This window comes from Armatimonadota bacterium (assembly GCA_018268395.1).
Taxonomy (GTDB): Bacteria; Armatimonadota; Fimbriimonadia; order Fimbriimonadales; family Fimbriimonadaceae; genus JAEURO01.
In genome coordinates this window covers 107557-119126 of record JAFDWQ010000001.1, presented here as the reverse complement: position 1 = coordinate 119126, position 11570 = coordinate 107557, and the positions used below count along the sequence as shown (strand labels likewise).

Annotated in this window: 6 protein-coding genes; 4 read left to right on the top strand and 2 right to left on the bottom strand. The window is 59.3% G+C overall.

The window, feature by feature from the left end; genetic code table 11:
- Positions 1-490 precede the first annotated feature (490 nt).
- Positions 491-1117, bottom strand: a complete 627-nt coding sequence (locus JST30_00555; GenBank protein MBS1712804.1) for a hypothetical protein — start codon at positions 1115-1117, stop codon at positions 491-493.
- Positions 1118-1684: 567 nt separating this feature from the next.
- Here JST30_00555 and JST30_00550 point away from each other — a divergent pair.
- Positions 1685-2113, top strand: a complete 429-nt coding sequence (locus JST30_00550) for a hypothetical protein (protein MBS1712803.1) — start codon at positions 1685-1687, stop codon at positions 2111-2113.
- Between the two features lie 71 nt (positions 2114-2184).
- A complete protein-coding gene (locus JST30_00545; GenBank protein ID MBS1712802.1) occupies positions 2185-3144 on the top strand; it encodes a PD40 domain-containing protein in 960 nt (319 codons plus the stop codon).
- A gap of 1076 nt (positions 3145-4220) precedes the next feature.
- On the opposite strand, the gene JST30_00540 is transcribed toward JST30_00545, so the two are convergent.
- On the bottom strand, positions 4221-5099 hold the full coding sequence (locus JST30_00540; GenBank protein MBS1712801.1) for a hypothetical protein: 879 nt from the start codon (positions 5097-5099) through the stop codon (positions 4221-4223).
- Positions 5100-5877: 778 nt separating this feature from the next.
- Here JST30_00540 and JST30_00535 point away from each other — a divergent pair.
- Both JST30_00535 and JST30_00530 read left to right on the top strand, forming a co-directional pair.
- Positions 5878-6309: a hypothetical protein gene (locus JST30_00535; GenBank protein ID MBS1712800.1), complete on the top strand. Its 432-nt coding sequence runs from the start codon at positions 5878-5880 to the stop codon at positions 6307-6309.
- 1721 nt (positions 6310-8030) lie between these two features.
- Positions 8031-8234 (top strand): transposase, encoded by a 204-nt coding sequence (locus JST30_00530; GenBank protein MBS1712799.1) that lies wholly within the window; start codon positions 8031-8033, stop codon positions 8232-8234.
- Positions 8235-11570 lie beyond the last annotated feature (3336 nt).

Sequence of the window (11570 nt, the reverse complement as noted above, 5' to 3'; positions counted from 1 at the left end):
ACCGGAGGTCCCTCGACTTCGCTCAGGATGACGTCGTTGGGGGACGGGCCCCCTCACATCGGTCACGTCATCCCGACCGACCGCAGGGAGCGGAGGGACCTCCCCTTTCGAACCTCTCGGACTACCGGACTTCCCGAACGCGCCCCTGTCACCCGGAGGTCCTTCGACTTCGCTCGGGATGACGTCCTTGAGGGAGCGGGCCCTCTCACATCGGTCCACGTCATCCCGACCGACCGCAGGGAGCGGAGGGACCTCCCTTTCCAACATGACGCGCTATAAACCCGAGGTCCCTCGACTTCGCTCGGGATGACGTCCTTGGGTGACGGACCCTCTCACATCGGTCCACGTCATCCCGACCGACCGTAGGGAGCGGAGGGACCTCCCCCACCCGAACCCCCCGAACCACCGGAACCACCCCGAACGCCCCCCCCAAACGACGGACAGGCGGACACAAGGTCCGCCTGCCGCTGAAGAGTGCCTGAAGGAGCCGTTACGCCGCCATCTGCTGGCCGAAGAGCACCACGACGGGCTCGCTGCCCTCGCTGACCTCCTCGCCGCGGTGGCTCTTCACCTGGTACTGCGCCCAGGCGTTGCCGCCGGGAAGCGTCGAGTCGGTGAAGGTCTTCGCCGCGACGCTGCCGATCGGCGTCCACGAACCGCCGCTCAAGAGCCGCCACACGCTGTAGAAGTCGCCGTTGACCTTGGTCGCCTTCCACCGCAGCACCACGTTGCCGTCGTTGTTAACGTTGCCGCGCACATCGCTCGGCGGCGTGGGGTCCGGGGCCGGGCTCGGGGCGGCGGGCGGCGGGATGCTGGCCAGGACGTAGACGTTCGGGTTGCCCGTCGCCTCCGCATAGGCCTTGATCTTGGCGATCAGCGCCGCGCCCTGGTCGCGCAGGCTTTCCATGTTCGCGTTGAGCGTGACCGTCGCGTTCTTGCTCGCCTGCCGGGCGACTTCGGCGTTCGTGAACCCCGTCCTCGCGCTACTGATCAAAGGGGCGAAAGCCGTCATCTCGATGACGGTCAGCCCGATACTGGTCGCGTTCGACTGCCACGCCGTCTGGCGTTGCTCGAAGAACTGGATGGTCTCGTTCGTCTTGTCCGGTAGTACGGGCATGTTCTTTCTCCGTCTCCCGGAACGGAACCGGCGGTAAGAAACGGGGATCGGGGGCAAAGGCAAGCTTCTTCTCCTTTCTTCGGTCCTCACCGGTTTTCGACTTCGTTCCGGGCGACAAGAACGATCATCGGCCGGTCTTTCGAAAATTTTGAGGGGCCCGGCGAAAATCTGTAGGGAAATTTCTGTGGACGAGGTTCTTTGGGAGTGTGGGAGCGTGGCCGCCCGTCGTCGAAAGGTGCCAACGGAACGAAAAGGGCTGTACACTGCCATCGATGCGGAATCTGGTTGGCCCACTTTGCACTGTAAGGCGGTCGCCGTTGGTCGGGGTGAGACGTTGTGGCACGTAGATGATGGTATGAGAGCGGCACAGAGGTCCAAGCACCGCTTAGGGTGCACTGGCGGGGCGCTGCTTGCTTACGTCATGTTCATTGTCATCCCCGGTGTTCTTCGAGACGGCCCAATTGCGCCCGGTGACCGAGGGACTGCAGTCTATGGAATCGCCTTTTCTGTGTTGGCGGTCGGGGCCATCGGATATGTGATCGGCTCAGCACTGGACAAGAACGCAAAGTGAGGGCGACAGGGAGCGTGGCCCGCCGTCGCAAGGTGCCAACGGAACGAAGGGGGCTGTACACTGCCATCGATGCGGAAACCGGTTGGCCCACTTCGATCCTTGGACGGTCGCCGTCGCTCGGTTCTCCTTCGCTGTTCTTGCTCGGGACGCTCATCGCTTGCTGCGGTTGCTCGCAGCCTCAGGGCGGCACAGCGATGGTGACATCGACCCGGATCCGGATCGTCGCCCAAGACGGCAGGGAAGTCGCCGACTTGTACGCAAGCGACGAGGGCAGCAGCCTTTTGATCCGGAACCGCAGCACGCCGAGCAGTCTTGAGCTCTTGAACATCGGGGACGAACCCATCCTCAGGATTCAGAAGGGTCGCAAGGTCCGTTCACTCCGCTTCGAAGACCTGCCGGAAGCGTCGGAAGCGACCATCGAGTAACGAGAGTGGCATTGACCAGAAATCAAAACCGGCAAAGGACTTGCGCAAGCGCTGACCGAGCTACTCCCATCATGAGAGGAGTCGCATTCTTTGCTTTGATCGCGGCGTGCGGGTGCAGTTTCAACCCGGCTGTCGGCCCCGACCACAGTTCCGTCTCGATCGCGATCGACGATACAGGCAGCGTACTGGCTTTCACGGCGGCGGACGGATCGGTCCACCTGCTCGACACGAAGAGCGGTGCCAAGCGAAGGGTCGACACCAGGGGTCACGCCGCGAACAAGGTCGCCCTCTCGCCGGACGGCAAGACGCTGGCTGTCGTCTGCAAGGACTTCGGGCCGGCGGGCGTCCTGTGTGTGGTCGGGGCGGACGGTTCAGGGTTCAAGCGGCTGACGGACGACAGTGGCGTCTCCGACGGTTCGCCTGCCTTCTCGCCGGACGGGAAAACGATCGCTTTCTCCAGGGCCACGCGGTACCGGCGGTACAGCACGGGCGGCATGACGTGGGACCACTACGACGTCTGGACCGTTTCGCCTAAGGGGACGGGGCTCAAACGGCTGACAGCCCGAAACCTCTACTCCGTCAGCGGCTGCGTGTTCTGGCCGAACGGCGCGACCGTCGTCTATTCGGGCATCATGCCAGGAGCAAGGAAGACCGAACCAACGCTGTTTACGGCTTCGGCCCAAGCCTCCATGCCAGACGTCAAGGGTCGCTACTTTAGCGAAACGGCCACAAGCGTCAGTCCGGAATGGGAATCTTATCAGCTCGCACCAGGTCCTGGGGACAGTCTTACGGTGATTTCTTCGAAGGCGCAGCTCTGCACTCTGAAGGGAGAGGGCGGGGGCTTCCGCTTGTTGCCCACGGGCGAGCAACATTGGGACGGTATCGCGGCCGGACGCCGATGTGACGTCGTCTACTACCTGTCGGACGTCGGGACGGGGCCTAGTGGACTTTCTGTGTACGCCTTGAAGGCGGTGCGGCCAGGGTCGCGTCCGTGGAAGGTCGCTGGCGCCGAGTTTTTCTCGGGGCGATGACCGACTTGAACCGGAGAAGACCGGTGGCACGCGAAGGGCGACAGCATCCGGGGTGGCCTGCTTGTCGCGAGACAGGCTGCTTCCTTCGTCTAGCCTCCGCCGCGACAGGCAGGTCCGCAAGGGCACGGGCTCTTCCGGTCGAGTGTCCCTTCGGAACCGGGGCCCGTCAGCCGGAGCCTTGGCGAATGTTGGTGCAAGCCGGCAAAGTCCTTCGGTTCGCACTGGCCAACCGGCGGGAGGTCACCCTTCGTCGTGCCACCCGCCGCTGCACTTGGCAGGGTAGAACCACGCCCATGGCCGCGAGAGTCTTTCACGCTGGTCGGGCGACGAAAGCAAGTCCCTTCGGAACCGGGATGCAAACGGGCACAAGCCGTCACTTCTCAGCCCGGCCACCCAAAAGGAGGTCACCCAGGGACTTGCCACCCCCCGCCTTGGTGGCTCTCGGCCGGTCAGTGCCAATTGCACTCTTCGGATTGTGGGCCTATGGTTGCACCGTTATGCCACTGACCCATAAGGCATCTGGTGGGAGTCACACTAAACCGACGGTCTCTTGTCGCCTCGATAAGTTGGGAGGCGGACAAAGACTATTGGTGTCTTTTTACACGGACGAACCCATTTACAGTATCGATCAACTCTCGGTGTCTCTGAACTCGACAAAGCTTGGTGGATCTCGCCGACTGCGGCAAATTTGGGAAAAGCAAACTGTGACAATCCCCTTCGTGGTGCCGCCGACACTGCTAACCGATCGTGATGCCATCGCGTCGGTTCGTTACGTTGTTACATGGCCGGACGGTTTTTCCTTTGAGACATCTGATCGGGTATCGATAGCACCTCAATGAGGCGAAGGTTGGCCCGACCATGGGCGACCTCCCGGGTGGCCGGGGTGAACGGGATGGACCGTGCCCGTTGCACCCCGGTTCCGAAGGAACGCCTTCTGGCGAGGTCCTGCGGACAGGGACAGAAACGTTTGCTTGGTCCACGGGCCATGCCTAGGGCAGAAAGGAGCGTTTTGTCCTTGCCACCCGCCGCGAATCCGGGGGTTCGCCTTTGCTCGGGCCGACTGCCGACAGCGGAGATCAGAAGGACTCAACAGCAACGATGCCCTGGGATTTCGTTCCGATCCATAACCTGTCCGGATGAGTCGCCATGCTTTCTCGGCCCCAAGCAGGGTCACCTTGGACAGTCTTGGTCCCTGCGGGCCGCAGCGTCCCTTGAACAATCTCAAACGTCTCGATGGATACGAACGATCGTCGGTCCGACACCAGCCAATACTTGCCGCCGATCCTGGCGATGGCCGGAGGGCGGTCGGACGGGTACGGCTCCTTCATTTTCGCGTGCAGCAGGTTGCCGTCAAGTAAACAGAAGACCATCGGGTCAGCACCTCCCTTCACGATCCAGCGCGACGACTCTGCCGGGCCGACCCATGAGCAGGAGCGAAACATGGCGCCTCCGTCACGGCCGAGCTCCTTGAACTTACCGTTCGTCAAGAGCCCGAAGGAGCCTCCGGTGATCACAAGCGATTCACCTACAGTGTCAGAAACCATGGCCGTCCGACCGTGAAGCGCGCTCGCGGCGGCGCCGGGGTCGACGACTTGCGGCTCTGGCTTGGTCGGTTCCCACCGAAGAAGTGCGCCGTCTTTGCCACGGAACACTGCCTCCGCACCCACGAGCCTTACCGGTCCGGCGGTGTCGTACCCGGTAACGCTTAGGTCGCGGTCTTGAATCCTGGCGACTCCGGAGGGGATTCCTGTAGCTGGCCCGCCGAACTCGACGAGTGCGCCCATCGAGGTCACGCTGTACACGAGATTGCTCGAGACAAGCGGTTGACCCGAGAGCTCGATACGACGCCAAGGCTCAGCGGGCGCTGCGATCCGACGGGTGAACACATAACCGCCTAGCACGAAAAGCCACTCACGGTTCCGACTTCGGGAGTACGAAGCGGACACTTGGGTCATGTCTTTCGGGCCAAGGGAGCCGATTTCTGGCTCCTCACTACGACTAGTCTTGCCAATCCGATGGATCCGCAAAGGTTCGAAAGTGACAGCGACCGTTTCGCTGCCATCGGACCAAAGACTAGCACGCTTGAGCTCTCTCAGACTCGAGGCTCGTTGCGATGTGTCTGAACTCTGCGGCCCGCAACTGCCACAAAGCGCCAAGACCAGGCAAGTGGTCAGTTTGACCAGAAATCTACTTTCAACGAGTACAAGCTTTGAAGGCTTGTTTTGACAGACTGTAAACATGGCGACTGGTGGCAAGCCGAAAGAGTACGTCATCCGGGGTGGCCTGGTCGTCAATCATCGTTACGCACAGACAAAGACGCGTTCCAAACCTGGACAGGGCGGATCACCCGCCACCTCGCCGCTCCGCCGACTCAATGGTATCGTCCGACCATGGTGCTCGGGGTCGCGGCGGGTGACCGCCTCCCGGGTGGCCGGGGTGAACGGGATGGACCGTGCCGGTTGCACCCCGGTTCCGAAGGAACGTCTTCTGGCGAGGTCCTGCGGACAAGGGCCGAAACGCTCGCTCGGTCCACGGGCTGTGCCTAGGGCAGAATGGAGCGTTTTGTCCTTGCCATCCGCCGACCTCAGGGAGCGGAGGGACCTCCCCTACATTCCGTGTGCGAGAACCGGAGATCCCTCGGCTTCGCTCGGGATGACGTGCTTCAGGGGTGCTGACGTCTGGAGGGTTCGGATGTTCGGGGCGAGGAGGAAGACAGGTCACAATCCACGTAACATGAGTGCCGCCGATGTCGTCAGCAACGACTTCCAGAAGGCCAGGTCGAGGATCCTTGTCGCAATCCTGGTTCTCCTTTCGGCGATAGCCCTGATCGCTGTCGTTCGGAGCGTCATGCTCGACCTCGACCGCAGGTCCAATGCGCTGCACAGTCACGTCGAGAACGGATTCATGTCCGTTTCGTCGATGTCCGACGGGCCCTATGTCGTGACCCATGTCGCCTTTCATTCTGACGGAGAGGGTTCCAAAGTTTGGGCCGCGTTGCCGCAGACCGTGGCGGTCGTGGATTCGGCAGGGGCGTCGTTTTCCGTCAAAGGTTTGAAGTGGACGGACATCGGCGGCCGCCCTGCGAACGAGCCCGACCTTGACCGATGCGTCGCAGTCTATCAGAGGGCCGAGTACTCCGTGCCCCGTCTTCCGTCGGGCCCTTGAGCCGCTTGTTCGACCGGGGACTATGGTCCTCGAGGCCGTCAAGCCTTGCACCACGTCGCGACGGGTGGCACTGCGAGGAACACTCTGAAAAGGATGGCCGCTGCACTTGGCAGGGTAGAACCACGCCGATGGCCGCGAGACACGTCAGCGCAGATCCAGCGATGAAGGCAAGTCCCTTCGGAACCGGGGCGCAAGCGGCACGCTGGCGCTGGGTCAAGAATGGAAAGATGAAGAAATGCCATGGCGTGCAAGTAGAAGTTACAGTTTTCTGTCAACACGCGGGTAAGGAAACTCGTAATTTCACTCTCTGGAAGGAAAAAGGCTGTGGAGATTTGTGAATGATAGTGCGAAACTACGCAAGGATTGGCCCAAGCACGATTCTGTGGTTTTTGGTATTAATGTCGGGCACACTTTGTTTTGCCCTTTGCCTTGTGCCCAGAATTTCTGTTTGGAACAACGCACCACTTTCAACAAGCCAAAGACTGGATCAGTTGGTCTCGCATATCCAGCATTCTCCCACTCTTAATATGCATCTACAACCAAGTGGTGCCGACTTACGGATGTACATCTACTTCAGCTCAACGGATAGCGTGAAGGCGATTATAATCGAAGAAGTACTCTTGAACTCACATTACCCAGATGCGAAGTTGCCGATCGCGTTGTTTAGAGGCGACTCATTTAGTAAGCACCTCAATTTTCCAAGAACCGCAGCATTGATGTCCAACAAGACAAGCTGGAGGATAACCGTAAAATGGCACGATGGTAGCAGCTTCACATTCATAGGCAATTCAAAGTTTGATAACTCTATGGCAAAGCAACTCACGCCGTAGCAATCATCCGTACTTTTGGATACCTGGTTGTTTCGAGAATTAGCACGTGAAGACGGTTCCGACGTTGTACAATTTAGCAATTAGCAATCTCGAGGAATTCAGGCAATTTGTTCGCACAATCCCCAAGTTTCCGCCGCAAACGAAGGCACCACCGCCTGGGTGCGCTGGCTTTCGGGCCGGGCATTAACTCGCATATGAAGACTATTACCAAACTCGTCATCTCAATGAGCTCAATAGTGATTCTACTAGTCGGCTCCGCCGTTCTCACCGGAAGCCCGCCATGCCCTACGGGCGGCCGTCGACTAACGCTTCTTCCGGGGCAAAGCACCTCTTTTAGTGTTTCAGCTACATACGACAGTACCGTACTTTCCTACGCAGGCTCGTGTCCAGAGAGAAACGGATGGGAAGTGGCCAGCATTGATTTCGGCAGACCAATAGCAGACGGCCACTATGGCGTTACAGAGTTCCACAAGGGTTGCTGGACTGTAAGGATTGAACCAGAGCAGGGTTTGCAGTCCACAGTGCGGATCATGCGGAAATGGTGGCCGCTGTGATAGTGCTAGGCACTTCCGCTGCACAAACCTCTTACCTTGCATCCATGGAACCTGTCACGGCCGGATTTACGACGCTCGTATGAAAGATCGCGGAATGCCCTTTCAACAGTAGAGCCACAAGACTACGTCGATCGTCTCCTGCTCTTTCGTCTACGAGATTGGAATCATTTGATTGTCGCTTCCGCACATGCCAAGTACTCGCTTCACAGCATAACGACATCGGCTTCTCTGCGGTGCTCCGCGACGGAAAGGTCGTCGACGTGCTTCTGACAGGTCCCCCGTAGAATGACCACTTCTGACCCAAAGGAGCCGTCCCTTTCTGTACGGAGGCAGAGGAATGAGCGGAAAGAGGTACAGGCAGGAGCAGGTGCTGAAGATCCTGCGGGAGATCGACGAGGGGGCGAGCATCGCCTCGGTGGGGCGCGCCCACGGGGTGGGCGTGCAGACCATCTACGGGTGGCGCAAGCGATTCGCGGGGATGTCCGGCGGCGAACTTGCCGAGATGAAAGCGGCTAGGCTACTAAAGAACCGGCTGGCTTAATACAGCAGGGGCATGACTTTCTGCTTATGCTATTCTGCTTCGACCCCACTTTACGAAGTGCCTGAGCACTGATGGCTAGATCCTTTCAATTGCTCACTTATGTTCATATTGTTGACGTCATTATCACGCCTGCCTAATTGCTTTGCCCATTCCACTGGTCATCCATGATCCCATTCACGTAATGTCTTCAGCCTTAAGAGCGCCAGGGCCCCGGTGGGCGGAAGCCGTGAACCTAGTCCGAATCCAGGACGGTTCGCTCATCATTCTCGGACGAATCGTCTCGACTCCCTTCGCCGCTTGCACTTCGGGACAAGTAGAGGCTTCGTACGATCAAGGCCACAGCTACGCCGAGGCCAGCCGCTGGAAGTCCGAAAAATATCAAGCCATTGAATGCAGCGATTGCCTTATCATCGAACGTCTTATGTCCACGAAGCGTGTTCGATTCCCAATACAGTTCAATGCATAGCAGAAGGATCCCGCCAAGGGCTCCTACAAGACACCACTTATAGACAGACCGGCCGTTCCCCGAATCCGTATCTCTAGCCTCACGCTTCACTTGTAGCTGCCTCCAGACTCCGCTGCTCGCCTGACCTCGTCGACGATCCAACCGAGTCTGGAGGCTCGCTCCGGACAGACTCCAGGCACGTTACCGGAAGGGTGGCCCTGTCTCGCAACGGTGTCGATGAGGCATCCGGTCAAGCTTCGAGTCCGTTGCGGACCGGGACAAGGAAGCCACATCAGGGCAGCATGCGGAACGGCAGGTGGCATGAAGAAAGGCAAAGTCATCCTGGGTGGCCTGCGTGTCGCGCGAGACAGACTGCCATCGTCTTCCAGACTCCGCCGCGACAGGCAGGTCCGCAAGGACAGAGGCGCTTCCGGTCGCTTGTCCCTTCGGAACCGGGGCGCAAACGGCACGCTGGAGCGGCGGGGTCGATGACTCATTACTTCTGTTCTGGCCGGGCGGACGAAAGTCGCTCCTTGCCGATGTGGCGTATACTGGTCGCTGCGAAATGTCCCGGGTCATCCTTCACCAGAGGGTTTGCTGATGAATGCGGCTTCTCTTTCAAACTTACTTGCCTTTCCGCGTTAACGCTCGCACGGCTACCATCTTTGTAGCCATCGCTTTGTCTCTGGCAGGATGCACTGTAACTGGACGCAGTAAACCGATGTTGGACGACATTTCCGCGGTCTTTGATGCTGACGGCAATCTCATCTATTCAGTGCCGGGGAAAAATAGGTCAAAAATCTGCCAGTTGAACCTTGGGACCGGGGCCACCCTGGTCTTAAGTGAACCCCAAGTCCCTGTGGTCGGCTTGTTTGCAGATAGCAGGCGGAGAATATTCTTTGAAGGAAGGTGGAGGACGCCTCGAGATCTGGCGACTGTACAGGTTTTCGTGAGCGGATCCGATCCAGATCGATTCGACCTTGTGTCCGGCGTCGGCGAATCTCTCTGTTCCTCATTGGTCGGCAACGGGGATGCCGTCTATTACTTAAAGTCGACGACATATGGCGGAGCTAGCTCAGGAACACCCTGGCTGCCACCCTATGCCCTCTGCGAATGGGCCCACGGTCGGGAGAGCACTGTGCACACGCTTTCGAACGACCCGTCTCTCGCACCTCTTGTCGACAACGGTAAGACGGTTCCGCTACTAAGCTCTTGGGGGGACGGATCTTGTCTGCTTTCAGCGTTGGAGCTGCAAAGCGGCAACACGAGGGAAGTGGGCCGCTTCAAACGGGGATCCACTTTTGCCGTTTCCGCTGACGGAAGGAGAGCGGCAATCGGGGCGCCCCTCGCTACTGGGCCCGATAGCGAGGTGATGCACGTCGACTTCATCTCCGGTAAGGTGACAGCGACCACGGTCCTATCCGGCCGCCTGACTCGGCTCCTCTTCGCGCCAAACGGCGACTTGTACGGGCTGACGGAGCAGACTGGTTCAGGGATGGCGACTTTGCACGAATTCAGGTCGACACGTTGGGTCGCCGGATGGAGACTGAAGTAAGTGTTTGATCGGTGGCAAGACCAAGAGTGGCGTCATTCGGGGTGGCCTGCTTGTCGCGCGATACGGGTCCCTTCCTTCTCCAGACCCGCCGCGACAGGCACGTCCGCAAGGACAGAGGCCCATTCGATGGTTGAGTAGGAGGGCGACCAGCACCAGGCAAAGCTGACTGGACGGGCGATTAATTTCCCTGACCCCGGCAATGTAGGAGGTACCATGGCGTTTGTCGGATAGGAACACCAATACCTATGAAATCAGACCATCCCACCGAGCGGAGTCTAAGGTTGTCCGCTCCAAGAGTTCTCTTGACCGCAGTATTGCTGTGTGGTGCGGCTCTATTCGACTTTGATAGTCTTTCAAGGTCTGCGACCATTCAGCACGTTATCGTGTTTTCAGGTTCCATCCTGTTGGCATCATGTATGCGGTTGTGGACTGTTCCTATTGTCAGCGTGCTGGTGTCAGTATTCTATTTTGTCCTTCTGAACTTTGCAAGGACTGTTTATCAGCCAGTGTATTGGCAGCAAGACGCATTCCTCGTCATTCTTCAGATTATAGCAAACATGATTGCTGTTTGGGTCATAGGAAGTGCAATGCATCGTTTCAGGATCAAGAGTCAGCTTTTGCAAGAATAGCTAATGCCTTTCATTCGACGGGGCGGGTGGCCCGGTCTGGCAACGCGCCATGACAAGCTTTCCGAGCGCAATTGTCCCGTTGCAGACCGGGTCAAAGACGTCACCATGGGTCGCGTCCCAAAACGTCCGAGCCCGCTGATGGCCAGCGATAGTCCTCGGGCCGAGGGGCCAGGCCCTTGCGGACAGGGTTGTCCTCGATATAAGCGAGCTTCGGGGAGGTCCCTCGACTTCGCTCGGGATGACGTGCTTGAGGGGGCGGGCCCTCACTCGTTGGTTCGCGTCATCCCGACCGACCGCAGGGAGCGGAGGGACCTCCCCTTCCGAACCGCCCGGACTACCGGACTTCCCGAACGCGCCCCTGTCACTCGAAGGTCCCTCGACTACGCTCGGGATGACGTCGTGGGGCGACGGACCCTCTCACATCGGTCCACGTCATCGCGACCGACCGCAGGGAACGGAGGGACCTCCCCCGTCCGAACCAGCCGGACTACCGGACTTCCCGAACGCGCCTCTGTCACCCGGAGGTCCCTCGGCTTCGCTCGGGATGACGTGTTTATGGGGGCGGGCCCTCACACGTTGGTTCTCGTCCGAACCCCCGAAGGCCCCAAACGTAGACACCTGACTCCATTTCGAACCTAAGGTACGGAATTCAGGTCGTCACGGGAACGATTTTCCAGGCCTGGTGCGCTTCTCACCACGTGCGGAAA

What these genes read in the sequence shown, in the direction of transcription:
- JST30_00535 (MBS1712800.1), top strand. Translation starts at nt 5,878, where the DNA reads ATGAGTGCCGCCGATGTCGTCAGCAACGACTTCCAGAAGGCCAGGTCG.
- JST30_00540 (MBS1712801.1), bottom strand. Translation starts at nt 5,099, where the DNA reads ATGACCCAAGTGTCCGCTTCGTACTCCCGAAGTCGGAACCGTGAGTGG.
- JST30_00545 (MBS1712802.1), top strand. Translation starts at nt 2,185, where the DNA reads ATGAGAGGAGTCGCATTCTTTGCTTTGATCGCGGCGTGCGGGTGCAGT.
- JST30_00555 (MBS1712804.1), bottom strand. Translation starts at nt 1,117, where the DNA reads ATGCCCGTACTACCGGACAAGACGAACGAGACCATCCAGTTCTTCGAG.
- JST30_00530 (MBS1712799.1), top strand. Translation starts at nt 8,031, where the DNA reads ATGAGCGGAAAGAGGTACAGGCAGGAGCAGGTGCTGAAGATCCTGCGG.